Here is a 24,352-nt window from a genome sequence, read left to right on the forward strand (position 1 = left end):
CTGGCCGGGATGTGAAATGTTGACACAATAGTTAACATGCAAACCGGGCGAATGCAAGGAAAATATTGATGAAACTGTGAAGTAGTAACAGGTTGAGAGCTATCAAACGAGGTGTTTTACAAGATAAGCGAGATCGGGAATCGGGTTGTCGTTATAGGCGGCGCAGGGAGTGAAGCCCATATCGAGATAGAGGCGGTGGGCGGCGGGCATGGCGCTTGGTAAGGTGTCGAGGTAAACGGCATTGCGTTCAGCGGTTTGCGCGCGATCGAGGACGGCTTGGGTGAGAGCGCGGCCCAGGCCGGAGCCGCGGGTTTGCGGGACGATCCAGAGGCGCTTGAGTTCCCAGGAATGATCAGCGAGAAGCCCGGGGGCGGGCCGCCAAGCGACAAAACCGGAGGGTAGGTCATTCATGAGCGCGAGAAGCGAGCCGCCGCCGATATCGCTATAGCTGCCGGGTAGATTCGCAGCTTCCTCTTCAAGCGAGGCGAGACAGAAGCGGGCAGCAGCGGGGTTGCTGACGACAAATCGGCCGTAGTCGAGGAGGAGTGCGCGAGCGGAGGCGATAACGTCTGGGTTACTGGCGGGTGTGAGGTCGATGAAATTGGGTTGGGCCGGCGCCATTTACGAAGTTTAAGACAGTTGAGAGTGCCGCGGGTAAACCTTGGCCGAGGCGCGTCCGTCTGTTTGAGTACGGGTTAGGACCAGGGAGACTGGATGAGGCGGGCGGCTGGACGGGCGATGGTGGCGGTGTTGTGCCTTGCGGTGGCGGCCGCCGGGGCGCAGGTTACTGGCCCGCCCCCGACCGTCGGCCCCACGAGAGAGGCGGCCCCCGCAGTTGCCAGCGGAAAGTTGCACGGTGTGGTGAAGAGCGGGAGTGTGCCGCTGCCGGGCGTGACCGTGACAGCGCAGAACACATTGACCGGGAAGCGCTATTCGACCCTATCGGATGTGACCGGCGCGTGGTCGATGGCGATACCAGTGAACGGGCGGTATGTAGTCCGAACGGAATTTGCGGGATTTGCGCAGGGCGCAGGCGAAGCGCTGCTGAATGCGCAGAGTCACGACGCCGAGGTGAAGCTGGATCTGATGCTGGCATCTCGGGCGGCGGCCCAACAACAGCAGGAGGCTGCGCAAGGCGATCAGGCGGCGCAGGCGATCCGTCAGATGGCAGCAAACGGGCCTCAGGCGTTGAACCTGATGAACGCGATGACCGGGGCGGGAGATGCGGCGACGGCCGGGACGGGAGGCGCGGCTGGCGCGGCGCTGCCTTTGATTGCGGGGAATTCGGATTTCGCGGGTGAGTCAGTGGCGGTGAGCGGGCAGGCGGGGCAGGTGAGCCCGGTGGCCGGCGTCGACATGGACCGGCTGCGCGACACGATGGAGACGATGCGATCGCAGTTCGGCGGGGATGGCGTGCAGGGTGGCGGGCTGTTCAGTGGAGTCTCTGGTGGCGGTCCGATCATGATGGGCGGCGGTCCTGGCGGGTTCGGCGGCCCTGGAGGATTTGGCGGGGGACGCGGCAACTTCAGGAACTTCAAGCCGGGGCAACCACACGGAGCAATCTTCTGGATGGGATCGAATTCGGCGCTGAATGCCGAGCCATTCAGCCTGCGCGGGCAGCAGCAGGAGCAGCCGGCGTCGGGAACGAACCGGTTCGGGCTTACCTTCATGGGGGCGCCGTACATTCCGGGCCTGACGAAACCCAGCGGGAAGGACACCGTGTTCCTGAACGTATCGGGGTCGCGGAATTCGAGCCCCATGGATCAGTACGCGACAGTGCCGACGGAGGCGGAGCGCGCCGGAAACATTCCGGGTTTGAGCGGGCCGATCACGCCGGTGAAGGAAGCAGAAGCGCTCCTCAACTACATTCCGCTGCCGAACTTGCCGGGTGATACGCAGAACTATCATCTGCTTACGACGCAGCAATCGAATACGAATCAGGTGGGCGTACGGTACATGCGCGGGATCGGTGCGAACGCCACGCCCTTCGGGTTTGGCGGCCGTGGCGGGGGTGGCGGCCGCGGCGGACGGACCCAGACACAAGGGCTGCGGCAGAGTATCAACTTCAATTACAACTGGGCGCACTCGGCCAGCGATGATGTGAATATCGAGCCGATTCTCGGGGGGAAGACGGCGTCGGACTCAAATTCATTTCAGGCGGGTTACACGCTGGGCAAAGGAAAGCTGACGAGCATCTTCAATGCAAGCTGGAATCGCACCGATGCGAAGGTAAAGAACTTTTTCACAAATACCACGGATATTGCGACGCAGGTTGGCGTTCTGGGGCCGGACGGCGGGCCGCTCAATGCAAGCCCTCTCAACTGGGGCTTGCCGTCGGTTACCATGTCGAGTTTTTCGGGGATCGACCAGGTGCAGCCAACTTTTTCGATTCAGCAGACAATTTCGGTGTCGGAGACGCTGGCCTGGATTTATGCGAAGCATAACTTCCGCTTTGGCGGGGATTACCGGAGAGTGCATCGCGACTTTCTGGGCGGGAGCAATGCGACTGGAACCTTCTATTTCACGGGGTACTACACCGGGTCTGCCCTGGGAGACTTTTTGCTCGGCGAGGCGCAGCAGACTTCGATTGCCGCGGCGGAGAGCAAGAGCTATCTGCGAGACAACGTCTTCGACTTATATGCGCAGGATGACTGGCGGGTTAAGCCGGGTGTGACTCTGCTCTATGGACTCAGGTATGAGTACTTCTCGCCGTATACGGAGAAATACAACCATCTATCGATGGTGGATACGAATCCGGCAGGAGCATTTACGATGGTCGGCCAGGTGCAGGCCGGTGGAGCGAGTGCGAACTACGGTCAGCTTCCGGATTCTCTGGTGCATCCGTACGGTCTGGCGATGGCGCCGCGGCTTGGCTTGGCGTGGCACGTGCCCAAGCTGAAGCAGATGGTGGTGCGTGGCGGCTATGGGATGAACTATACGGTCACCCAGTATTCGACGTTTGCGCAGTCGATGGCATATCAGCCTCCGTTTGCCAATCAGCAGACGAACAGCGCGGCGGTTTCGTGCCCGGATGCGCATGTTGCCTGCTACACGCTTGCGAATGGCTTTCGCGGCGCAAACGCGATCGGGAACTACTCAGTGGATCCGCATTACCGGCTGCCCTATGTGCAGGTGTGGAATGTGGATGTGCAGAAGACGCTGCCATGGGGAGTGGTGTTGAACGTTGGCTACAGCGGGTCGAAGGGTTCCAATCTCGACGTGAAGATCGCGCCGTGGGCGACGCCTCAGAGCCCGCTGACGAATCCAGACAAGGTGCCATTCTATTTCGAGCAATACGGCGCATCTTCGCATTTAAATGCGGGCACGGTGCGAGTGAACAAGCGGCTCTCGAGCGGAATTGCACTGGGAGCAAATTACCAGTACTCGCATTCGATTGACGATGCGGGCTCTGTGGGCGGAACAGGCAGCGTGGTGGCGCAGAACTGGCAGGACATCGAAGCGGACATGGGTAACTCGAGCTTCGATGTGCGGCACAAGGTTAGCGGGACTTATCTGTACGAACTGCCGTTCGGAAAAGACAAGTTCTACTTCACGACGGGGAAGATGTCGCACATTCTCGAGGGCTTCTCGATTTCGGGGAGTTACACGTTCGCTACGGGAACGCCGCTTACGCCGACGCTGCAGGCCAGCCAGTCGGACGTCGGCCGGGCGGTTACGGGAACCGGAAGGCTCGATCGCATGCCCGGTGCCTCGCTCATGCAGGGTGGGGGTACGCTGCACCGCTGGTTTAATACCGATGCATTTATGGTGCCGGTGCCGGATGCATACGGCAATTCGTTCGGGACGGCTTCGCGGAATCTGATTCCAGGACCGGGGATTGTGCAGAACAACATGTCGCTTTCAAAGACCATGCAATTGGGCGATACGCGCAGCATGGAGATCCGCGCGACCGCGGACAACGTGTTCAACACCGTTCAGTACACGGGCGTGGATACTACCTATGCAACAAGCCATGACTCGAATGTGGCGAACGCCTTCGGACAAGTGACGTCGACAGGTGCTATGCGGTCGTTTCAATTTATGGCAAGGTTTCGCTTTTGAGCAGGGTCAGGGTGACTTCAATGCGTGAGTTGGTGCGCAAGGCGTTGGCGGTGGTGGCAGCGATAAGTTTGCTTGCGCCGGGAGGAGCACTGTCGTCGGCGCAGCAGGACCAGAATCAGCCGGCTGGAGGATTCGTTATTCACGCGAATGCAGAGCTGGTGCTGACCAATGTTGTAGCGCGGGATGCAAAGACCGGCGAGGTGGTACGCGATCTGAAGCAGAGCGACTTTACTGTTTTTGAAAATGGCAAGAAGCAGGAGATTGCCTCCTTCGATTTTCAAAGCGTAGAAATGGCGACTCCGCTGAGCGAGGCGACGGTAAGCGGGCTAGCCGCTGGAGGCGTCGGTGACAAGGCCCTCAAGGTTGCGAAGCCTGAGGAGTTGCGGAATCACAGGCTGATCGTCTTCTTCTTCGATCTGACGTCGATGCAACCGGAGGACCTGGATCGCAGCGTGGATGCGGCGAGGGAGTTTCTCAAGAACAAGATGTCGCCGGCGGATTTGATTGCGCTTGTTTCGCTGGGCGACACGCTCAAGGTGGACCAGGATTTTACGGCCGACAAGGACGCGCTGATCGCCGACGTGGGGATTTACAACGGCACCGAAGGGCAAGGGTTCGCGCAGGGCGCAACGGCTAACTCGAACCAGACAGAAGATACAACGGGTTATACGCCGGACGAGAGCGAATACAACGACATCAATACAGACCGGGAGTTATTTGCGCTGCGGGCAGTGGCGAAGTCGCTCGAAAAGATACAAGAGAAGAAATCGCTCCTGTATTTCTCAGGCGGCATCTCGCGCGATGGGATTGAGAATCAGGCGTCCCTGCGGGCGGCGGTGAATGCCGCTGTGCGCGCGAATCTGGCGATTTATAGCGTTGACACCCGTGGGCTGCAGGCGGTTTCGCCGGTAGGCGATGCGTCAACGGGGAGCTTGCGCGGGCAGGGCGCGTACAACGGTGGCGCGCTCGCGAACAATATGAGTGCGAACTTTGCGTCGCAGGAGGTGATGGCGACGCTGAGCTCAGACACGGGCGGGAAGGCGTTCTTCGACTCGAACGATTTTGCGCCGGCGTTTGCACAGGTGCAGAAGGACACCTCGGCTTATTACGCGATCGGGTTTCACTCGACGAATCCTCTACGCGATGGGAAGTACCGCAAGCTGACAATCAAGGTAAACCGGCCGGGCGTGAAGCTGGAATATCGGCAGGGGTACTATGCGCCGGCGGACTTTGCGCACTCGGTTAAGGGGGACCGTGAGCAGCAGTTAGAAGAGCAGTTAGCGAGCGACTTACCAGCGACGGATATGTCGGTGTATCTGGATGCCATGTATTTCCGGCTGGAAGAGAACCGGTTTTACGTGCCGGTGTCTCTGGTAGTGCCGGGGTCGCAGATTCCCTTTGTGAAGGGCGGCGATAAGGACAAAGCAACGCTGGACATTATCGGCACAGTGATGGACGAGGTGAAGCGGCCCATCGGACGGGCGCGCGAAACGGTGAAGCTGAATCTCGATCGGGCCGTGGGCGCGCGGCAGAAGAATATCCAGTACACGACCAGCTTCAATCTGCCGGCGGGGAAGTACCACCTGAAGTTTGTGGTGCGTGAGAACCAGACGGGACGGATGGGGTCGTTCGAGGCGGATATTGCGCTGCCCGAGATGAAGAAGCTGCCCCTGAAAATGAGTTCCATCGTGCTGGCGAGCGCGCGGCAGCCGTCAAAGCATGACAGTCCGCTGGTGCGAAACGGCGAAGAGTACGTGCCGAATATCAGTCATGTGTTCCGCCAGGATCAGCATTTGTATCTCCTTTATGAGGTGTATGGGCCTGCGAAGGAGAAGCTTGCCGAGAGTGCGCCGAAGGGGACGAAGGCCGGCGTCAACGTGCTAAGCAGCCTGGAACTGCTGCAGGGGGCGGCGAAGGTGTATGAGACGCCCGTCGTAAAGGCCACAACCATCAATGTGCCGGGACGCGAGGCCGTAGCGGTGGAACTGGATGTTCCGCTGAATGGGTTGAAGCCGGGACAGTATGTGTGCCAGCTGAACGTAATTGACGATGCGGGGGGAAGCTTTGCGTTTCCTCGATTTGCGGTGCTGGTGAGAGAGTCGGTAGCTCAGCCTTCCGCGTTGGGATCGGGATCAGGTGGGCACTGACTGCCGGGTACGTTGACATGGTCGTAGGGGCAATGGCGGCAGGCGTTGCCACAGCAGTAACCGCGCTTCCGGTGGTATGCGGCGGTGAAAACAAGTAGCCCGTTTTCGATGTAGTAGTCTTCGGGGTCGAGAAGCGGCGGCGACGGCATGCTGCTTCTATTGTCGCGGATTCCTTCCCACCCAGGAAGAGGATGGACCGGCCAGCCGCCTAGAATAGTCCTATGAGTTTAACGGCAACTGAGCGGGCGCGGCGGATCAAAATCATCATCTTCGACGTGGATGGAGTGCTAACGGATGGCACCATTTGGCTGGTGCCTGCACCGGGCGGAACGAGTGCAAAGGTGGATCAGCACATGGCGTCGGCCGATGGTGTGGGTTTTGGCGTGTCATCCGCAACGATGATGGAGGCCAAGGGCTACTCGGCTCATGATGGTGCGGGCATTTCGCTGGCCCGGATCGGCGGGCTGAAGTGTGGCGTCATCACCAAGCGCATTTCAGAGACGGTTGCTACGCGCATGCGCGATCTGAAGATGGACTACGTCTACATGGGGCAGGCGTTCAAGATGCGGCCCATCCGCGAAATCATGGAGAAGGAAGGCGTGACGCTGGAAGAGATTGCTTATGTGGGCGACGACGTGATCGATCTTCCTGTGATGCGGCAGGTCGGCTTCGCGGTAGCGGTTGAGAATGCGCGCGAGCAGGTGAAGGCCGAGGCGCATTATGTGACGAAGCATGCCGGCGGATATGGCGGAGGGCGCGACGCCGTGGATTTCATCCTGGACGCGAAGGGGATTCTGAATAACTGCATCGAGACGATGATTGACGAGTCGAATCCAATCTCACCGTCGATGGACATTGGGAATGGCGTCGAACGCGCCTGATCGAATCAGGTGGCGTGCAGAAGGCTGATCACTAGGATGACGAGCACGATGGCGCTGACTGCGACGTAGAGTCGGTCGCGCTCGAGAGCGAACCCAATGACAGCGAAGACGACGCGGGCTACGGGCGTAGCGATAAGGAGCAGCAGGCCGAACTGAATCAGTCCAAGACTGTTGAACTGGGTGGCAAGCTTGAAGATGCCTCCGACCGTGCGGAGATCGGCTGACTCTTCAATGAAGTTGTGGAAGCTGATGTGGCCGGCATAGTGCTGCGCCAGGTAGACCAGCGCTCCGATCGTGACAAGACCAGCGGCGAGTAACACTCCGACGCGGAGCAGATTGCCCATGATGGTTTCGAGACGGCGATCGTCCATGGGCGCTAAACCTTTCCCGTGATGCCGTTGATGATCATCTCAATCGCCATAACGAGGATGACCACGCCGAAGACGATGCGCAGGGTGCGCACCGGGGCGTGGACAAGGACCTTACTGCCGAGGAAAGCTCCGGCAAGAACGCCGAGCATGACGGGCATTGCGACGCGGGGGTCTATATAGCCGCGACTCAGGTAGACTCCGGCGCTTGCAGCGGCTGTGACTCCAATCATGAAATTGCTGGTGGTGGTGGATACCTTGAAGGGAATGCGCATGGCGCGGTCCATGGCGATCACCTTGACCGCTCCGGAGCCGATGCCAAGTAGGCCGGAGAGCGCTCCGGCGCCGAACATCAGGCTGAAGCCCGTTTTAACGTTGCGGACGCCGTATTCACAACTCTGACCGTTTTCGGGATAGTCGCCGGCGAGGCGGAGGCGCGCGCCGAGGGCGTCGGATTCCGCTGGGCCGCTGCCGTGATGGCTGCCGAACAGGGACTGCCATGCCGATTGAATCAGTACGACGCCGAACACGATCGCGATGATGTGAGTGCTGGTGAATGCGGCCAGCCACGCTCCGGCAATGGCGCCGATGGTAGTGGCGATTTCAAGGAACATGCCGATGCGGACGTTAGAGAAGCCCTCGCGCACGTATGCCGCGGCCGCACCCGAGGAAGTGGCGATGACAGAAACCAGCGATGCGCCGATCGCGTATTTGATGTCAACGCCAAGCAGGATGGTGAGTGCGGGAACAACGACAACTCCGCCGCCAAGCCCGGTGAGCGCTCCCAGGAAACCTGCGAGGAGCGAAATGGCCCAGACAGCGACGGTGAAGGTCAGGACAGTCATGTTGGAGCGCTGTGGTTGCTCGGTTAGCCGTTCAGATTTCCAGGATGACGGGCATGATCAGCGGACGGCGGCCGGTGCTCTTCTGGATCAGACGCTTGAGATCGACTCGCACCTTTTCCTTGACCATGCCGTAGTCGGTTTTCTCCTCACCGCTGAGGCTGTCCAACGTCTTCATGACGCACATGCGCGCTTCTTCGGTGATGTCGCCTGCGGCGAAGCCGCGCATCACAACTTCCGGTGTGCGCTCGACGATTCCGGTCCGCTTGTTGATGGCCAGGATGGCGAGCACGATGCCGTCTTCCGACAAAATGCGGCGATCGCGAATCACGAGATCCTCGACAACATCAATTGACGAGCCGGAGTCGATCAGTACGCGGCCGGCGGTGACCTTGTCGATTTTGCGCGCATCGTCCCGATCGAGTTCGAGCACGTCGCCGTCTTCAATCACGATGGCGTGCTCGACCGAGCCGGTCTCCATGGCGATCTGTGCGTGGCGGCGGAGGTAGCGGTAGTCGCCGTGCACGGGGATGAAGAATTTCGGCTTCACCAGGTTGATGAGCAGGCGCATCTCTTCTTGGCTGCCGTGTCCGGAGACGTGGATTAGTCCGTGCGAGCCGTCATCGTAGATGACGTTGGCGTCGCGGCGGTAAAGGTGATCGATTACGCGGAAGATACCCTTTTCGTTGCCGGGAATGATGCGTGAACTGAGGACGACGGTGTCGCCTTTATCGACGCGCGCATGCTTGTGGTTGTCCACGGCCGCACGGCTTAGGGCGCTCATGGGTTCGCCCTGCGTACCGCTGATGAGCACCATAAGCTGGTCGACAGGGTAGTCCTTCATCTGGCCGGGGTTGATGACCAGGCCGGTCGGGACGTCGAGATAGCCGAGGTCCTGAGCGATCTCAGTGCTTTCAACCATGGAGCGGCCGATGATGCAGACCTTGCGCTTGTGCTCGCGCGCCAACTCCATGGCGATGCGGATCCGGTAGATGGAGGACGAAAAACAGGAGAAGAACAGCTTCTTACGCGCGCGCGAAAAGATTTCATCGAGCCGCGGGCGGACAGCGCGTTCCGAGGGCGTATAGCCTGGACGCTCCACGTTGGTGGAGTCCTGCAGCAGGGCGAGAACGCCGCGCTTGCCATACTCGGCGAAGGTGTGCAGATCGAACGCGTGGTCGTCGAGCGGCGAGAGATCGATCTTGAAGTCACCGGTATGGATAACGATGCCGACCGGCGTCTCGACGGCGAGAGCAACACAATCCACCAGGGAATGCGTGACGCGGATGGGCTCGATAATGAACGGTCCAATGGTGAACTTCTGCTTGGGCGCGATCTCGATCAGTTCGGTCTCGTCCAGCAGGTGATGCTCTTCAAGCTTGCCCTCCACATAGGCGAGGGTGAACTCGGTCGCGTAGACGGGAACCTTGATTTCGCTGAGGATCCACGGCAGGCCGCCGATGTGATCCTCGTGGCCGTGGGTCAGGACGATGGCGCGGATTTTTTCCTTGTTCTCGACGAGATAGGTGATGTCCGGCACGACGATGTCAACCCCGAGCAGCTCGCTCTCGGGGAACATGAGGCCGGCGTCAATGACGAGGATATCGTCTTCCCACTGCAGGGCAAGGCAGTTCATGCCGAACTCGCCCAGTCCGCCCAAAGGTATGATTTTCAGCTTGTTAGTCTGCATCGCGTCCAACTTAGATCGTAACAGGGAAAAGGGATAAGGGAGTAGGGATGGCAAACCGGGCCCAAGTTGCAGGGAAGACCGGGCGAGGGCAAGCGGGTCGGGGAGCAGTGACTTAAAATTGGGCGGACACCCTGTTGGAGAGACGAATGCGGAAGACGATGGCGGTATTGGCTGTGCTCTTGACGATCTGCGGGTTCGCGGGCGCTCAGCAGAAAGAACCTTGCGCCACCCCGGGCGAAAACAATGCGTGGCTAGGGATTGAGACAATCCGGCTGTGGCCAGGCGATGCGCCCCAGGCGAAGGGCAGCGATTGCTGGGACGTTCCGACGCTGACCATTGTGCGGCCCCAACCGGGACACGGAAATGGGTCGGCGGTAGTCGTGCTGCCGGGCGGCTCCTACGCGCATCTGGCGGCAAACCTGGAGGGCCGGCAGGTTGCGGACTGGTTCACGTCACGGGGGTTCACGGCGTTCATTCTGCAGTACCGGCTGAGCTCGCATGGATATCTGCTGCCGATTCCACTGCTGGATGCGCGGCGGGCGGTGCAGACGGTGCGGGCGCGGGCAACAGATTACAAAATTGATTTGAATCGCATAGCCATCATTGGGTTTTCGGCGGGAGGACATCTTGCGGCCTTGGCCAGCGTGCAGCCGGCACCTGGCGATCCCGCGGCGGCGGATCCGCTGGAGCGGGTTTCGAGCCGGCCCAATTATCTGATTCTGGGGTATCCGTGGATTGGGGCGATCTCCAGCGATACTTCGCACCTGAGCTACTGCAAATTGTTCGACGTCATGGACCGGTGCGAGGCACTGCGTGCGGCGTACTCTCCTGATCTCTTTGTCACGAAAGAGACCCCGCCGACGTTCTGGTGGCACACAGCCGATGACGGGCTGGTGCCGGTACAGCAGGGACTGCGCTTCTACGAGGCACTGCTGAAAGCCGGCGTGCCGGCCGAAGGCCACATTTTTGCGCATGGGCAGCACGGGACTGGGCTCGGCACGGGCGATCCCTCACTGGACCAATGGCCTGCGCTGCTGGAAACGTGGTTGCGCAAGCAGGGGCTGATTCCGGCGGTGATCAAATAGAGCAAAGGCGGGTCCTTGGCTGCGGTCAGGATCACCGGTCTTACGGGACCCGCATCGTATACTAACCGTATGTCGATTGTGCGCAATATCGCGGGCATTGCGAAGGGCATGAGCATCACGTTCGGCGAGATGCTGCAGCCCACGCAGGTGGAAAACTATCCCGACGGTCCCGGCCCGCTGCGTGGCGCCAAATTCGAACAGCGCTACCGCGGGGCGCACGTTCTGCAGCGCGACGAGAACGGCTTGGAAAAGTGCGTGGCGTGCTTCCTGTGCGCTGCTGCCTGCCCCTCGAACTGCATTTACATCGAGGCAGACGAGAACACCGAGGAAAAGCGAATCTCGTCGTCCGAGCGGTACGCGAAGGTGTACAACATCGACTACAACCGCTGCATCTTCTGCGGTTATTGCGTCGAAGCTTGCCCGACCGATGCCATCACGCATGGGCACGGGTTTGAGCTCGCCACGCTGAACGCCACCAATCTGGTGATGCGCAAGGAAGACATGCTGACGCCATTCCAGGCGCGGACGGAAGAGAAGTAACCCTGACGTCGCACCGAACGCTAAGTTACGTCCGCCCGACGACAAAAGCCCGTCGAAGTTAGCAGGCCTCAAAAATAATTCTGCCTGTCTCCGAAACTTTCGCGACTCCACTGGGTCCGCGAGTGTATTCGCGTCTCTCGTCTCGTGGGTGATTGAAAAGTCGAAATGCCGGGCGGCTTTCCTTGGGGCCGTCTATCTGGAGGCAGGTTATGAAATGCACCTCTCTGGTGCTGTTCTCCGTCCTGCTTGCGCCGCCGCTCTTTGCGGACGCTGGCGAACACATCATTCCGGCTGGCTCTCTGATTTCGTGCACGACCGATGAGCCAAAACTCTCCTCTAAAAACACGGCTGTGGGCGACCCGGTGCTGTGTCATCTGGCACATTCGGAACGCTACGGGCGAGCCACCCTGCCGTATAACAGCTTTCTGGTTGGACACTTCGAAGAGTACAAAGATCCCGGCCATTTCGTAGGCAAGGGATACATGGAACTGCGGTTCGATCAACTCGTGATTGAGCCCGACGTCGAAGTTCCAATTGATGCGCGCGTGGTGGATGTGCCAGGTTATCGCGTCGACACATACGGGCGCATTCTCGGAAAGGGCCACGCGGTGCGCGACGCCGTCCTGTGGTCGATTCCGGTGCTCTGGCCCATCGATCTGCTGATGCTACCTGCGCGCGGACCCAGGCCTACGCTGAAGCAAGAAACCCGGATGACCCTGAAGATCATGGACAGCTTCGCAGTGCCAAATGCTAAGCTACCCTATACGGATCCGTACGGTCTCAGGCATCGCGATCAGTCGTACGATGAGCCCCCGGTGCAGCAACAGCAGCCGGTGCAGCAGCAGTCCTATCAGCCTCCGCCGCAGCAGTATGCGCCGCAACCCCAATACACGCCGCAACCGCAATATCAGGCTGCGCCCACGTACAACTTCTATCAGCAGCCTCCGGTGGTGATTCAGCAGCCTCCGCAGGTAGTGGTCATGCAACAGCCGCCGACGTACGTCTACACGCCTCCCGCTCCGCCACCGCCCGTTTACGCGTATGGATATGGATATGGGCCACCGGTGTGGGGCGTGCGCGGGGCCTACTTTTATCGAGGCTGGTGAAAACCGGGACGAGAGCGCGACTCGACTGGTTCCATTCGGCGGATATGAGTACTTTGCACCACGCCGCCCGTCGTGACCTTTTAGACTGAACCTTGCGGTCTTTGGACGCGAGTAACAGTTGGAGAAGGCACGTTGGCTAAATATCTTGTGACAGGAGCGGCTGGTTTCATCGGCCGTTCCATTGCGGCGGCGCTCCTGGCGCGCGGCGAGTCGGTGCGCGGCATCGACAATTTCATAACAGGCAGGCGCACGAACCTGGTCGGCATCGAAACGATGGAATTCATCGAGGGAGATCTGGCTGATCCTGCGGCGTGCGCACGCGCATGCAAGGGTGTCGAGGTTGTATTCCACGAGGCCGCGCTGGCATCGGTACCACGGTCAGTGGCCGATCCGGTAGGCACAAATGTGAACTGCGTGGATGCAACTCTGAACGTGCTCGTAGCTGCACGTGACGCGGGCGTGCGCCGCGTGGTGTATGCGGGATCATCGTCGGCTTATGGCGACACGCCGACTCTGCCGAAGCATGAAGAGATGAAGCCGAGCCCTATCTCGCCGTACGCCGTGGCGAAGCTCGCGGGCGAGCACTATCTGGCCTCGTTTACACGTGTGTATGGGCTGGAAACTGTGACACTCCGTTACTTCAACGTGTTCGGGCCCTACCAGGATCCCACGTCGCATTACTCCGGCGTGTTGGCCATCTTCTGCCGCAAGATGCTGAAGGGCGAACAGCCCACGATCTACGGAGACGGCGAGCAGAGCCGCGACTTTACCTACATCGACAACGTGGTACATGCGAATCTGCTTGCGGCCGAGGCGCCGGCTGATAGGGTCTCGGGTGAGATGATGAATGCCGCGACCGGCCGGCGAATCACGCTGAATGAAACGTTCAAGGTTCTGCGTGACCTGACCGGGCACAAGGGCGAGCCCGCCTACGGTCCGGCGCGCTCCGGCGATGTGCACGATTCGCTTGCGGATATCCGCAAAGCGGAAGAGCGCATGGGGTACAAGCCCCTGGTGGATTTCCGGGAAGGATTGCGCAGGACCGTGGATTGGTATCGGGAGAGTGAAGGGCTTTAGTAAGAAAGTGTGACAAAGGGCGCTCGGATTCGAGCGCCCTTTCGCATGTTCGGAGTCACGTGCGCGATCAGCAGCGCACGATCTTATCCGACTGAATCCCCTTGGTCGCGTTCCGAGTGTCGATCACCAACTTCGCGCGATTGACGATGTCCTTATAGTCATATGTGGAGTGATCAGTGACGATGAGGACAGCATCGAATTGCTCGATATTGTCGAGCGGCGTGTTCTCCATGTTGAGGTCGTAGTGGCGGCCGCGCCCCACGTGCGGGAAGAACGGATCGTTGTAGAAGACAGTAGCGCCCTTCTGGCGCAGCAACTCGATGATCGTGAGCGAGGGTGACTCGCGCAGGTCGTCGATGTCTTTCTTGTACGAGAGGCCGAGGACAAGGATCTTCGAACCGTTCATCGCCTTGCGGTGATCGTTGAGCGCGGCAGCGGTCTGCTCGATAACGAAGTAGGGCATGCCGATGTTCACTTCCCCGGCTAGTTCGATGAACTTGGTGCGGAAGTCGTATTCCTTGGCCTTCCACGAGAGATAAAACGGATCGATGGGGATGCAGTGTCCGCCAAGCCCGGGGCCGGGATAAAAGGCCTGGAAGCCGAATGGCTTTGTCTTGGCGGCATCGATGACTTCGTGCATGTCGATGCCCATGCGCATGCAGAGCTGTTTCAGCTCGTTCACCAAGGCGATGTTCACGCAGCGGTAGATGTTTTCAAGAAGCTTGGTCATCTCCGCCACGGCAGGGCTTGATACGGGAATGACGCGGCGGAAGATGGAGCCGTACATGGCGGTGGCGAGTTCCACCGCGCCGGGATCGCAGCCTCCAACAACTTTGGGGATGTCGTGCCGCGCGACGGTGTCGTTGCCGGGATCTTCGCGTTCGGGCGAGAAGGCCACATGAAGGCCGATATCACCGACTGACCGAGCAACCTTAAGCCCGTGGGGGTTGCCCTTCTCGAGCAACGGGACGACTATCTCCTCGGTCGTGCCGGGATAGGTCGTGCTTTCCAGCACGATGAGCTGACCCGCTCGCACGTACGGCGCGATCGATTGCACGGTGCCGGTCACGTAGCTCAGGTCGGGCTCGTGGTACTCATTGAGTGGCGTGGGTACGCAGATGATGACCGCATCCATGCTGGCCACCTCTGAATAATCAGAAGTCGCGCTGAACCCGGCTCTTTGTGCCTCCTGGATGTGTTCAGGCAGAATGCGGACAATGTAGGATCCACCGGAGTTGAGGGTCTCGACCTTGCTCTCGGCAATGTCGAAGCCGGTGATGCGGAACCGCTCGGCGCTGAACAGAAGTGCAAGCGGCAGACCGACATAACCCATGCCGACAATGCCTATACGAGCTTCACGGGACTCAATGCGCTGCTTCAACTCAGGCAGCGAGGTGCTGATGGTGGACATAGCGTAATTCTAATTCCTCTGAATTTACTTGACCGAGTATCAAAGCTATTGCAATCGGGTCTGTCGCACAATCGCCAACGTGAGTGAGCACGGTACGGGTATCGTGTGAGCGCGCGCGTCTTGCCCCTGCGGTAGACAGGTTAGAGTTGTGGGATATAAGGATGACCGCAACGGGAGCACTTCGAATCTCAGACGAGGCACGGCTCTACGGGCTGGAGGAACTGTCCCGCCGCGCTGGCCTGCACGACCATGACTGGCAGGGCTGGCGTATCGACGCCAATCCAGGCTCCCTGATTCTGCGCAGGAGAGATGGTGCAGGCCAGATCGTCTTTCCGGCATCGAAGACCGAGCTGAGCAGCGGACGGGTGGTGCGAAAGAGTTGGTTCAGAGAACCTGACGCCCACCTCGGCGGCCCGGTACCCGAATTCATTGTGCCGTTCTGTTCCGCGGAGTCCAAGGCAGGCGAGTCGCTGTTTGTGGAGACTGCGCCGGGGGAATTCCGCTGTACGGAAGACCTGTTGGCCTCGGCGGCGTTGGTGCTATCTCGATACGAGGAGATCGTGTCTACGGAACGAGATGAGCACGGGCGCTTCCGATCCGCAAACGGAGTAGCAACACGCGACGGGTATCTCGACCGGCCCATCGTGGATGAGTGGGGACTGGCGCTAGAGCAGATCATTCAGGCGATGGAGCCCGGGTGGCGCGCGCCAAAGCGAACAGTACGGGTAAAGGTGAGCCACGATGTGGACCTCATCGGGATTCCCTTTCGCCTGCGCGAGCCCGCGGTGCAGATCCTGGCGCGACGTCAGTTCGGCGCGGCCATCCGCGATCTGCTGAGCGGATTTACCGGAGTGCTGCCAGGCTCGCTGGGGCAGGTGATGGAGATCTGCGAGCAGGTGCAGACACGAGGGCTCAAGTCTGCCCTTTACTGGAAAGCTTCGGCGCGCACGGCCTTTGACAGCGGCTATGACATCGATGATCCCCGCGTAGCACGCGTGATGGACTGGGCGCGTGCGCACGCAATCGAAATGGGCGTGCACCCGGGCTATTACACATTCGGCAACCCAGAGGAATTGGCCGCCGAAGTGGACCGGTGCCGGCGGGCGGTCGGTGAGGGCGAGATGGGCGGCCGGCAGCATTACCTTCGCTGGTCGCCTGACACGTGGCTGCACTGGGAGCAGTGCGGGATGGCGTACGACAGCTCAGTAGGATTTGCCGATTGCGTGGGATTCCGCGCCGGAACATGCTGGCCGTACCGACCATGGTTGTGGAATGAGAACCGACGGGCGAAGCTTCTGGAGATACCGCTCGTCGTCATGGAGCAGTCGCTGGTCAGCCCGCAGTACATGGGACTGCCGCCGGAAGCGAGCTCGGAGGCCGTGAGAGGGTTGTTGCGCAGATGCGCAAGCGTCGGCGGCGTGTTCACGCTGCTGTGGCACAACAACTGCCTTGGTGATCCCTACTCCAAGCACCTGCCTGGTATATTCGACGCGCTGGCGGGCCTGGAGAATCACGACTGGAGAAATGAACAGGGGTAGCCCAGGTTGACCCCGGCTAGAATGCACCCAGCCGTTTCAGCAGTTTCAGGGTAGGCTGCGATGACCGTCTCACAGGCTGTTGATACCCACAACCTGATTCTGGAATCCCTCCCGCCGGAGATGCGTAGCGATCCGGCGATCAACTCTCTCGTGTCCATCCTTGAGCGGTACCTGAACCCGGCCGACCTCGCTGAGCGGCTGGACGCCTTTGTTGCGCTTAAGAGGTGGGTATCGACAGGCAAGGGTGTCTCCGGCGCGACCAGGCCACGGCTCGGTAATTTTCTTACGCTCATCGAATCGCAGACGGAGCTGCGCAAAGCGTTTCAGGCGGCCAGTCGCCAGGTTTTGACCGAACTCCGCTCAGTGGAATTGTTCGCCGAAGCGGGCCTGCAGCCGCACGCGGGACTGTGGTCCGAGACCATTCGCCGCATTACGCAGCGCATTCTACCCTCCGCGCAGAGCGAGACTGATCTTCGCTGGCTAGTGGTTCGACTCTATCCCACAGCCAAAGACATCGACAGGCTGTTCGAACTGCCGGACGAACAGTTCGAGCGGATGGCGCGGGCTCTTTCTCCGGCAGAGGACGCGGCGGCGTGGGCTGTTCAGCGATCCGACCTGACGCAGGCTTTCCAGTTGCTCGCTGTCCATATAGCCGGCCTTGGGTTGTCGCCGGAGATGCGTGCGCGCAGCACGCCCAATGCCATTGAAGAGTCGCCCTATTACCGGATCCAGCAAGCGACAGCAGAGTTGGTGAAGCAGAGCGGAACACCTGACACGATCCGTGAGTGGCGCACGCAGGCACATCGCATCCGCGAAGAACTTGAACACGCGCATCTGCGCATGGAAGACGCGGGCGTGAGCACGGCGCTTGTATTTGATCTGCTCACCATCGAGCGGGCGCTTAACCGCATGCAATGCATCGCCGTGCTGCTCTTTGTGGCGGAACCTCATGAAGCGATCGTTGCGGTCAAGGTCCTGCTGGATGACGTGATGAATTCCCGCCGTGACGAGCTAAGCGTCCGCGGATTGTTGCGCGAGAACACTGCGCTGCTGGCGCGCAAAATCGTCGAGCGAACCGGGAAGACAGGCGAGCACTACATCGCAAATACGCGCAAGGAATACCGCTCCATCTGGAAAGCGTCCTTGGGCGGCGGACTATTGACCGTGCTGACCGCGGCGATCAAGATGCGTGTGGTGGAGGCGCATTTTCCACCATTCGTCGAGTTCATGGCGGCCGGCATGGACTATGCGCTGAGTTTCATCGTCATGCAGCATCTGCATCTCGCGCTTGCCACCAAGCAGCCGTCAGTAACCGCAGCAACATTTGCCGGAATCGTGCGTACCTCGCAAGGCAAGGAGCGGCTGGAGCGAGTGGCGGAGTTCGTGAGCCGAATTGCCCGGAGCCAGCTGGCGTCGGCGATCGCCAATCTCATTGCCGTGGGCGGCGGGTGCGTGGCGTTCGCTGAGCTGTGGTTCTATATTTTCGGAAGCCGTTACCTTGATGTTCAAACGTCAAAGTATGTCTATTTCACGCTCGACCCGTTTGGATCAGGCACCATCATCTTCGCGGCCATCACCGGCCTGATCCTGTGGGTCTCGGCGCTTGCAGGCGGCTGGATCGAGAATTTCTTCAAGTTCAACTCCATTCCGCTTGCCATTGCGCAGCATCCGGCGGGTCACACCTTTGGCCAGCAACGCATGAAGAGGCTGGCGAATTTCATCGACGCCAATATCTCAGGCTGGGGCACATGCATTGTGCTTGGCTTTGGTCTGGGTTTCGTTCCAGCGCTCGGAAAATTTCTTGGTGTTCCGCTCGATGTTCGCCACGTGACGCTCACGACCGGAACACTTGCGCTGGCCGCGGCGAGTTTCGGAAAAGACTGGCTCTATCGCGGTTGGTTCATCTACACGGTCTATGGAGTTGCTGTCACCTTTGTTGTCAACCTCGGCGTGAGCTTCTCCATCGCCGCATCCGTCGCCTTGCGAGCGTATGGGGTACCGGGGAAGGAGCAGTGGAGATTGCTGCGGCATACGATCAAGAGCTTCTTCCGATCGCCGGCGAGGTTCCTGTTCCCCCCGCGGATCAACGTCGAGACGAGCGAAGCCGACCGCGCCGGGCACCAGGCTTCGTAATCTAGTGCGCGTGGCGATGTTCGGGCTTCAAATCAGGCAATGTGAGGTGGACTAGCTGCACCGGATCGACTGCAGAGCCTGACCACTTCGCTTCAAAGTGTAGATGAGGCCCGGAGACGCGGCCGGTGGCTCCGCTCAGCCCCATGGTCTGCCCCTTGCGCACGCGCCGGCCTTCGTGGACATCGATGCGCGACAGGTGCATGTAAACGGTGAAGAGGCGCTGGCCGTGGTTAATGATGACGATGTTGCCCTCGTAGAACATCGATCGCGCCAGCACCACGACGCCCGAATTAGACGCGTGGACCGCTGTGCCCTCCTTCGCTGGATAATCAGTCCCAAGGTGGCGGCTGGTCTTCTCCTCGTTCATCAGGCGTGTCTCGCCGAAGCTTGGCGTAGCAGGCGCTTCAATCGGTTCGGCAAATCCGCCTGACCAGAGCGGCCGCTGGATGTCGCGGGCGAAAGCCCTTTTCTTGAGCAGGTCGTCGTGGGCAATCTGCTTCTGTTCCTCGGGGCTGGGCTGCACGTATTGTTCCGGAACCTGGACGTTCCCAGCGCTCGCGTTGATTGGCTCGATGGTCACTCTCTTCGTGGCGCTCGCCCAGCGGCCGGTTCGCAGGTGCGCACTGACCTTTACTTCGTAGGGTCCGGGCTGCGTGTCAAGATCGACGCCGGCGAGGGCGTACCAGAGATGCGGCTTTTCTCCGCGAAAGAACGTCAGGCGCTTGCCGTGCCACGTGCCGGTGACCTTGATAGCAGGTGCCGTGAGTTCGCAAGTAACAAAAAGCGGGGATCCCTGCTGGGGCTGGTCCGGCTGCCAGAAGACGTTCTTGATGGGATCCGGGTGCGGCTCAGCCGCGTGCTGCGCGAATGCTGCAACGGCGAATGAGAATAGGAGGGAGACCAGCGCCGCGCGAATGACACGGGAAGAGGAACAGTTCATCTGTCTTCAACCTGCGGACTTGGGGTACTTCCGCATAGACGTTGGGATGCGAAGACCGGATCGTGAGATGCCGCACCGCGAAGTAGCTTGCGCCGCGCGAAGGAACTTCAGTTACTCAACGGAACGTTCAGAGCAACAATCTCAGCCTCGACACCCCCGTCGTCGCTTACGTGCAGGTATCCCATGGTCACCGCGAGATTGAATCGCCGCGGCCCGCAACTGCCTGGGTTGAAATAAAGCACGTCCTTATGGCGACGGATCTCCGCCTTGTGGGAATGCCCGAACAGCACAGCCGCGAACTTCGCCGCGGCGGGGTCCAGGTGCAGAGTGGAGATGTCGTGCAGCAGGTAGATGTAGGCGCCATCGAAGAGCAGGACCTCGGTCTCAGGCAGGCGGCTGCATGGGCCGCTCTTGTCGATGTTGCCGCGAACGGCCGTGACCGGAGCGTACTCGCGGAGGGTATCGAGGATTTCAGGATCGCCCACGTCACCCAAGTGAAGGATCGCCTCAGCGCCTCTGAGTTTCGGCAGAACCTCGGGGCGCAGCAGGCCGTGTGTGTCGCTGATGACGGCGATCTTCAATTCGTTCCTCTCAACAACTCTGATGCTGCAATCCGATTGCGTCGAAATGGATTAGATGCCCGATTCCAAGGAGATGCCTTTCCGCTAAAATTCGGGACAGAGCGCATGGATGCGGGCGCTTTCACGACGGCCATGTCTGTTATAATTTCGCCCAATGCGGCTCCCCCAGTGCTCGCCGGTCCCACGCCGCCGCAACAGCGTTTGCCTCTCTTCCAATACCTGCGAATCGTCCGCCGCAATTTTATCGAAGCGCTCGATGAGGGCATGTACCAGGCCCCGATTATCCAGCAGCGCTCGGCCGTCTCCCGCAGCTTTATCGTCAACGATCCCGCTGGCGTGCGCCGCGTCCTGCTTGAGAACGCTGCCAATTACCCTAAGGCGCCCGTGGAGCACCGCATCCTCGGCCCCGCCATGGGCAACGGTCTCATTCTGAGCGACGGCGAAACGTGGCGCGCACATCGACGCATCATGGCACCCGCCTTCGATCACCGCACCAATGAGCGCTACGCGCCGGTGATGGTGGACGCGGCGCGCAAAACGGCCGCGCGATGGGCTGCGCTGCAGCCGGGCGCGATTGTAGAAGTGCAACACGCAATGATGGAACTGACGCTCGACATCATTGCGCGCTCCATGTTTGCCGCGGACAGCGACAGCATCGTGTCGATCATCCGGGAAGGGTCAGATCGCTATCAGGAAGTCATGATGGTTGGCCTGCTCGAGTTTGTGCCTGCCATCGGCCCTCTATGGAGCGCGTGGAAGGGCTTACGAGGACGGGCTATCATGCGCGATTTCGACCGTGCGATGTTCGACCTCATTGGCGCGCGCATGAAAACCGGCGCGAACGCGAATGGCGATTTGCTCGACAGGCTTATCTCCTCGCGTGATGAAGAGAGCGGCTCCGGAATGAGTGCGCGCGAGGTCCGCGACCAAGTGCTGACGATCTTCGTGGCGGGGCACGAGACCACCGCTCTGTCGCTCATGTGGACGTGGTACCTGCTGTCGATGCATCCCGAACACGAAGCCAGAATGCACGCGGAGCTCGATGCGGTTCTGGGTGGCCGCGAGCCCGCTTGGCCCGACGTGGGGAAGCTGGTGTACACGCGGATGATTCTGCAGGAATCGATGCGCCTCTATCCTGCGGTGCACACACTGGCGTTTCGAACCGCACTCAAGGACGACGTTTTGTGCGGCATGCCTGTCCCTAAAGGCTCACTCGTCACCATCATCCCCTGGCTCATTCATCGGCATCGGAAACTCTGGGAGAATCCCGATCGCTTCGATCCCGAGCGGTTCACGCCTGAATCCATCGCGCGCCGCGAGCGGTTGGCTTATCTGCCGTTCGGCTTCGGACCTCGCATCTGCATAGGCGCGTCGTTCGCAATGACCGAGGCTGTGCTCATCCTCGCCACGCTCGCCCAGCGGTTCCGGTTGCGTGTTGCGCCGGGGTGCAGCGTGGAGCCGCATGCAGTGTTCACTCTTCACGCGAAGAACGGGATGCAGATGACGGTGGAACCGCGGGGTTGATCCCGTTTCCAAGCAGGCACGGGGGCGAATGGGCGTGCTGGCACTCATGTTATGTTAGCTCTGTCAACGCATTCAAATCGCGCGCGGCAAGCACTTCGCTGGAATCGCATCCATTCCTTCATTCAAATATCTGAATAGAGCAGACGCGGAACAGGATACCGGAATATTGAGATGAAGGAATCGGCCCGAAACGACGAACGAGGCGCTGGAGCAAACTGGCGTCGCGCGTGGGCAGCCTATACGGATCGACGCGTGCTGCAAGTGCTTGCACTGGGATTCTCGAGTGGCTTGCCGCTCCTCCTCACCTACTCCACTCTTCAGGCATGGCTTGCTACAGTCGGCGTGCGTCGCTCAACGCTGGGCGCCATAGCCCTGGTTGGCACGGCTTATTCCTTCAAATTCGTATGGTCGCCGCTTATCGATCGCGTCCCGCCCCCGATACCTTTGGGACGCCGGCGCGGATGGGGAATCACCATTCAGGTTCTTCTCATCGCGGCGATTCTCGCTTTGGGCTCCTGCGATCCGAAGCATCACCTGCCGCGCATGGCCGTTCTGGCCGTCGCTGTCGCCTTCCTGTCCGCGAGTCAGGACATCGTCATCGATGCCTGGCGCGTCGAGAGCCTTACCCTTGATCAGCAGGCCCCCGGAGCCGCCATGGTTCAATCCGGCTACCGCATCGGCATGCTGGCCGCCGGTGCCGGCGCCCTGTTCATCGCGGCGTCCGCAGGGTGGTTCGCGGCCTACGCCACCATGGCTGGGCTGCTCAGCGTGGGATTGCTGGTGTTTTTCTTCGCTCCTGAGCCGAAGGTGCCTTCAGAGACTTCTTATCAAGCACGATCGATATGGAGTACGATCGGTCACGCTTTTTTCAAGGCCGTAATTGCCCCTTTTGGCGACTTCATGCGCCGGCCGCTCTGGCCCGTCATCCTGATCGCGATCTTCTTATACAAAATGGGCGAAGCGATGGCGGGAGTGATGTCGACCCCACTCTACATATCCCTGGGATTCACGCTCCCTGAGATTGCGACCGCGTCGAAGATATTTGGATTTTTCTCGATCGTGATTGGGGCGTTGATAGGCGGCGTGGTCACGACTAGGTTTGGAATTCGCACGGCCCTGATCCTTTGCGGCATTCTGCAGTCCATCGGCAATTTGTTTTTCGTATTGCAGGCAATGGGTGGGCATCGGATCGGCTATCTTGCATTGTGCGTCACTGCCGAGAATCTCACCGGGGCCATGGCTGGAACCGCGTTGATTACATATCTCTCCAGCCTCTGTTCGCCTGCTTTCACGGCGACTCAGTTCGCGCTGCTCTCCTCGCTCGCATCGCTTAGCCGTACGGTGATTGCCTCTTCGGGAGGAGTGTTGTCCGAGAAGATCGGCTGGGTGCAATTTTTCCTGCTTACCAGCCTCGTCGGATTGCCCTCCATCCTCCTCTTCTTCTGGATCGGCCCGCGCAATGGCACCCGGAATGGCCGGCTCACCCAGGCGCTCAGCGACACAGATGATCTCTCAGAAGAGCCGATTCCCGCTCCGAAGCTCTAAACTGCAGGCCCGTTTTTGTGACGATCTCGGAAAGAGGCGTTCCCTTCCACGGCACGCGAGCGACTTGGGCGCCAAACCGGGGTCTAATGTATACATGATGTCCCTCCGAGTCTGGGCTCTTGTATTTCTTAGTTCAGTTGCGGCCGTGTGTGCCGCCCAAGCAGGTCCGCGGCCCGCAGCGGCCGAGCAGTTGTTCGCCCTGGCCAATCAGTCGCGCGCGCAGGTGGGCGCTGATCCGCTGAAGTGGGATCGCGCGCTCGCCGAAGCCGCGATGCGACATTGCCAGCGCATGGCGCAGGAAGGCCCCATTTCGCATCGCTACAGCGGCGAAGCAGACCTGACAGAGCGAGCGGCGGCAGCCGGAGCGCACTTCGGGCTCATCGAGGAGAACATCGCCGCCGGTGATTATGCATCGCAAATTCATGAAGGCTGGCTGAACTCCCCCGGCCATCGCCGCAACCTGCTCAATCCTCAGGTGGATCATGTCGGCATCGCCGTCATCGAGTCGCACGGGACCCTCTACGCGGTGGCTGACTACTCGCGCGGCGTGCAGGCGCTCTCCCCTGCCCAGGTGGAGTCGAAGATCGGCGAGCTTCTCCACTCGACCGGCATCATGGTCCATCAGGACACCGCCGAGGCCCGCGCCGCTTGCCGCCTCGACCGTGGACTCCCCAGCATGCCCGGAGGAAGCGCGCCACAGTTCGTCATGCGCTGGCAGGGCGCTGACCTGGACCATCTGCCGCAGGAACTCGCGTCGCGGGCCCGCTCCGGGCGATATCACTCGGCCGCCGTGGGCAGCTGCCCGCCGCGCGGTGAGGTGGGCGGGTTTACGGCGTATCGCCTGGCCGTGCTGCTGTATTGAGATAGTCAGTTGCTGGAAAA

Annotated in this window: 20 protein-coding genes; 12 read left to right on the forward strand and 8 right to left on the reverse strand. The window is 60.2% G+C overall.

The window, feature by feature from the left end; genetic code table 11:
• Positions 1–102: 102 nt before the first annotated feature.
• On the reverse strand, positions 103–621 hold the full coding sequence (locus MOP44_RS14345) for a GNAT family N-acetyltransferase (protein WP_260790639.1): 519 nt from the start codon (positions 619–621) through the stop codon (positions 103–105).
• 93 nt (positions 622–714) lie between these two features.
• Between MOP44_RS14345 and MOP44_RS14350 the strand changes: the two genes are divergently transcribed.
• Positions 715–4,062, forward strand: a complete 3,348-nt coding sequence (locus MOP44_RS14350) for a TonB-dependent receptor (RefSeq protein ID WP_260790642.1) — start codon at positions 715–717, stop codon at positions 4,060–4,062.
• Between the two features lie 20 nt (positions 4,063–4,082).
• Positions 4,083–6,209: a VWA domain-containing protein gene (locus MOP44_RS14355; protein WP_260790644.1), complete on the forward strand. Its 2,127-nt coding sequence runs from the start codon at positions 4,083–4,085 to the stop codon at positions 6,207–6,209.
• On the opposite strand, the gene MOP44_RS14360 is transcribed toward MOP44_RS14355, so the two are convergent.
• Positions 6,170–6,358: a DUF5522 domain-containing protein gene (locus MOP44_RS14360; RefSeq protein ID WP_260790646.1), complete on the reverse strand. Its 189-nt coding sequence runs from the start codon at positions 6,356–6,358 to the stop codon at positions 6,170–6,172. The two genes, MOP44_RS14355 and MOP44_RS14360, sit on opposite strands and share 40 nt — an antisense overlap.
• Before the next feature lie 72 nt (positions 6,359–6,430).
• On the opposite strand from MOP44_RS14360, the gene MOP44_RS14365 reads away from it, so the two are divergent.
• Positions 6,431–7,090, forward strand: a complete 660-nt coding sequence (locus tag MOP44_RS14365; protein WP_260790649.1) for a KdsC family phosphatase — start codon at positions 6,431–6,433, stop codon at positions 7,088–7,090.
• Positions 7,091–7,095: 5 nt separating this feature from the next.
• On the opposite strand, the gene MOP44_RS14370 is transcribed toward MOP44_RS14365, so the two are convergent.
• Genes MOP44_RS14370 through MOP44_RS14380 form a run of 3 tightly spaced genes read right to left on the reverse strand, consistent with a single transcriptional unit; the run spans position 7,096 to position 9,990 of the window.
• Positions 7,096–7,461 carry a DUF1634 domain-containing protein gene (locus tag MOP44_RS14370; protein ID WP_260790651.1) on the reverse strand — a complete coding sequence of 122 codons (366 nt, stop codon included), beginning with the start codon at positions 7,459–7,461 and terminating at the stop codon, positions 7,096–7,098.
• A gap of 5 nt (positions 7,462–7,466) precedes the next feature.
• Entirely contained in the window at positions 7,467–8,303 is an 837-nt protein-coding gene (locus MOP44_RS14375) for a sulfite exporter TauE/SafE family protein (RefSeq protein WP_260790653.1), read from the reverse strand.
• A gap of 31 nt (positions 8,304–8,334) precedes the next feature.
• Complete coding sequence (locus MOP44_RS14380; protein WP_260790654.1) at positions 8,335–9,990, reverse strand: ribonuclease J; 1,656 nt, start codon at positions 9,988–9,990, stop codon at positions 8,335–8,337.
• A gap of 146 nt (positions 9,991–10,136) precedes the next feature.
• On the opposite strand from MOP44_RS14380, the gene MOP44_RS14385 reads away from it, so the two are divergent.
• The 4 genes from MOP44_RS14385 (at position 10,137) to MOP44_RS14400 (ending at position 13,798) form a co-directional block, all read left to right on the forward strand.
• A complete protein-coding gene (locus MOP44_RS14385; RefSeq protein ID WP_260790656.1) occupies positions 10,137–11,075 on the forward strand; it encodes an alpha/beta hydrolase in 939 nt (312 codons plus the stop codon).
• A gap of 69 nt (positions 11,076–11,144) precedes the next feature.
• On the forward strand, positions 11,145–11,615 hold the full coding sequence (gene nuoI / locus MOP44_RS14390; protein WP_260790658.1) for an NADH-quinone oxidoreductase subunit NuoI: 471 nt from the start codon (positions 11,145–11,147) through the stop codon (positions 11,613–11,615).
• 209 nt (positions 11,616–11,824) lie between these two features.
• Complete coding sequence (locus tag MOP44_RS14395) at positions 11,825–12,721, forward strand: hypothetical protein (RefSeq protein WP_260790659.1); 897 nt, start codon at positions 11,825–11,827, stop codon at positions 12,719–12,721.
• 132 nt (positions 12,722–12,853) lie between these two features.
• The gene (locus MOP44_RS14400) at positions 12,854–13,798 is read left to right on the forward strand and encodes an SDR family oxidoreductase (RefSeq protein ID WP_260790660.1); all 945 of its coding nucleotides are present in this window, start codon (positions 12,854–12,856) and stop codon (positions 13,796–13,798) included.
• A gap of 67 nt (positions 13,799–13,865) precedes the next feature.
• Here MOP44_RS14400 and MOP44_RS14405 read toward each other — a convergent pair whose 3' ends face one another.
• The gene (locus MOP44_RS14405; RefSeq protein ID WP_260790661.1) at positions 13,866–15,209 is read right to left on the reverse strand and encodes a nucleotide sugar dehydrogenase; all 1,344 of its coding nucleotides are present in this window, start codon (positions 15,207–15,209) and stop codon (positions 13,866–13,868) included.
• A 161-nt stretch (positions 15,210–15,370) separates the two neighbouring features.
• Between MOP44_RS14405 and MOP44_RS14410 the strand changes: the two genes are divergently transcribed.
• The gene (locus MOP44_RS14410; RefSeq protein ID WP_260790662.1) at positions 15,371–16,747 is read left to right on the forward strand and encodes a polysaccharide deacetylase family protein; all 1,377 of its coding nucleotides are present in this window, start codon (positions 15,371–15,373) and stop codon (positions 16,745–16,747) included.
• Positions 16,748–16,807: 60 nt separating this feature from the next.
• Entirely contained in the window at positions 16,808–18,880 is a 2,073-nt protein-coding gene (locus MOP44_RS14415; RefSeq protein ID WP_260790663.1) for a site-specific recombinase, read from the forward strand.
• 1 nt (position 18,881) lies between these two features.
• On the opposite strand, the gene MOP44_RS14420 is transcribed toward MOP44_RS14415, so the two are convergent.
• Entirely contained in the window at positions 18,882–19,820 is a 939-nt protein-coding gene (locus MOP44_RS14420; protein WP_260790664.1) for a M23 family metallopeptidase, read from the reverse strand.
• Positions 19,821–19,927: 107 nt separating this feature from the next.
• Positions 19,928–20,401 (reverse strand): metallophosphoesterase family protein, encoded by a 474-nt coding sequence (locus MOP44_RS14425; RefSeq protein WP_260790665.1) that lies wholly within the window; start codon positions 20,399–20,401, stop codon positions 19,928–19,930.
• 132 nt (positions 20,402–20,533) lie between these two features.
• Between MOP44_RS14425 and MOP44_RS14430 the strand changes: the two genes are divergently transcribed.
• The 3 genes from MOP44_RS14430 (at position 20,534) to MOP44_RS14440 (ending at position 24,332) form a co-directional block, all read left to right on the forward strand.
• Positions 20,534–21,925 (forward strand): cytochrome P450, encoded by a 1,392-nt coding sequence (locus tag MOP44_RS14430; protein WP_260790666.1) that lies wholly within the window; start codon positions 20,534–20,536, stop codon positions 21,923–21,925.
• A 171-nt stretch (positions 21,926–22,096) separates the two neighbouring features.
• Positions 22,097–23,470: an AmpG family muropeptide MFS transporter gene (locus MOP44_RS14435; protein WP_260790667.1), complete on the forward strand. Its 1,374-nt coding sequence runs from the start codon at positions 22,097–22,099 to the stop codon at positions 23,468–23,470.
• Between the two features lie 94 nt (positions 23,471–23,564).
• Complete coding sequence (locus MOP44_RS14440; protein ID WP_260790669.1) at positions 23,565–24,332, forward strand: CAP domain-containing protein; 768 nt, start codon at positions 23,565–23,567, stop codon at positions 24,330–24,332.
• Positions 24,333–24,352 lie beyond the last annotated feature (20 nt).

The sequence above is a fragment of the Occallatibacter riparius genome, assembly GCF_025264625.1.
GTDB lineage: Bacteria > Acidobacteriota > Terriglobia > Terriglobales > Acidobacteriaceae > Telmatobacter > Telmatobacter riparius.

What these genes read in the sequence shown, in the direction of transcription:
- MOP44_RS14345 (WP_260790639.1), bottom strand. Translation starts at nt 621, where the DNA reads ATGGCGCCGGCCCAACCCAATTTCATCGACCTCACACCCGCCAGTAAC.
- MOP44_RS14350 (WP_260790642.1), top strand. Translation starts at nt 715, where the DNA reads ATGAGGCGGGCGGCTGGACGGGCGATGGTGGCGGTGTTGTGCCTTGCG.
- MOP44_RS14355 (WP_260790644.1), top strand. Translation starts at nt 4,083, where the DNA reads ATGCGTGAGTTGGTGCGCAAGGCGTTGGCGGTGGTGGCAGCGATAAGT.
- MOP44_RS14360 (WP_260790646.1), bottom strand. Translation starts at nt 6,358, where the DNA reads ATGCCGTCGCCGCCGCTTCTCGACCCCGAAGACTACTACATCGAAAAC.
- MOP44_RS14365 (WP_260790649.1), top strand. Translation starts at nt 6,431, where the DNA reads ATGAGTTTAACGGCAACTGAGCGGGCGCGGCGGATCAAAATCATCATC.
- MOP44_RS14370 (WP_260790651.1), bottom strand. Translation starts at nt 7,461, where the DNA reads ATGGACGATCGCCGTCTCGAAACCATCATGGGCAATCTGCTCCGCGTC.
- MOP44_RS14375 (WP_260790653.1), bottom strand. Translation starts at nt 8,303, where the DNA reads ATGACTGTCCTGACCTTCACCGTCGCTGTCTGGGCCATTTCGCTCCTC.
- MOP44_RS14380 (WP_260790654.1), bottom strand. Translation starts at nt 9,990, where the DNA reads ATGCAGACTAACAAGCTGAAAATCATACCTTTGGGCGGACTGGGCGAG.
- MOP44_RS14385 (WP_260790656.1), top strand. Translation starts at nt 10,137, where the DNA reads ATGCGGAAGACGATGGCGGTATTGGCTGTGCTCTTGACGATCTGCGGG.
- nuoI (WP_260790658.1), top strand. Translation starts at nt 11,145, where the DNA reads ATGTCGATTGTGCGCAATATCGCGGGCATTGCGAAGGGCATGAGCATC.
- MOP44_RS14395 (WP_260790659.1), top strand. Translation starts at nt 11,825, where the DNA reads ATGAAATGCACCTCTCTGGTGCTGTTCTCCGTCCTGCTTGCGCCGCCG.
- MOP44_RS14405 (WP_260790661.1), bottom strand. Translation starts at nt 15,209, where the DNA reads ATGTCCACCATCAGCACCTCGCTGCCTGAGTTGAAGCAGCGCATTGAG.
- MOP44_RS14410 (WP_260790662.1), top strand. Translation starts at nt 15,371, where the DNA reads ATGACCGCAACGGGAGCACTTCGAATCTCAGACGAGGCACGGCTCTAC.
- MOP44_RS14415 (WP_260790663.1), top strand. Translation starts at nt 16,808, where the DNA reads ATGACCGTCTCACAGGCTGTTGATACCCACAACCTGATTCTGGAATCC.
- MOP44_RS14420 (WP_260790664.1), bottom strand. Translation starts at nt 19,820, where the DNA reads ATGAACTGTTCCTCTTCCCGTGTCATTCGCGCGGCGCTGGTCTCCCTC.
- MOP44_RS14430 (WP_260790666.1), top strand. Translation starts at nt 20,534, where the DNA reads ATGTCTGTTATAATTTCGCCCAATGCGGCTCCCCCAGTGCTCGCCGGT.
- MOP44_RS14435 (WP_260790667.1), top strand. Translation starts at nt 22,097, where the DNA reads ATGAAGGAATCGGCCCGAAACGACGAACGAGGCGCTGGAGCAAACTGG.
- MOP44_RS14440 (WP_260790669.1), top strand. Translation starts at nt 23,565, where the DNA reads ATGATGTCCCTCCGAGTCTGGGCTCTTGTATTTCTTAGTTCAGTTGCG.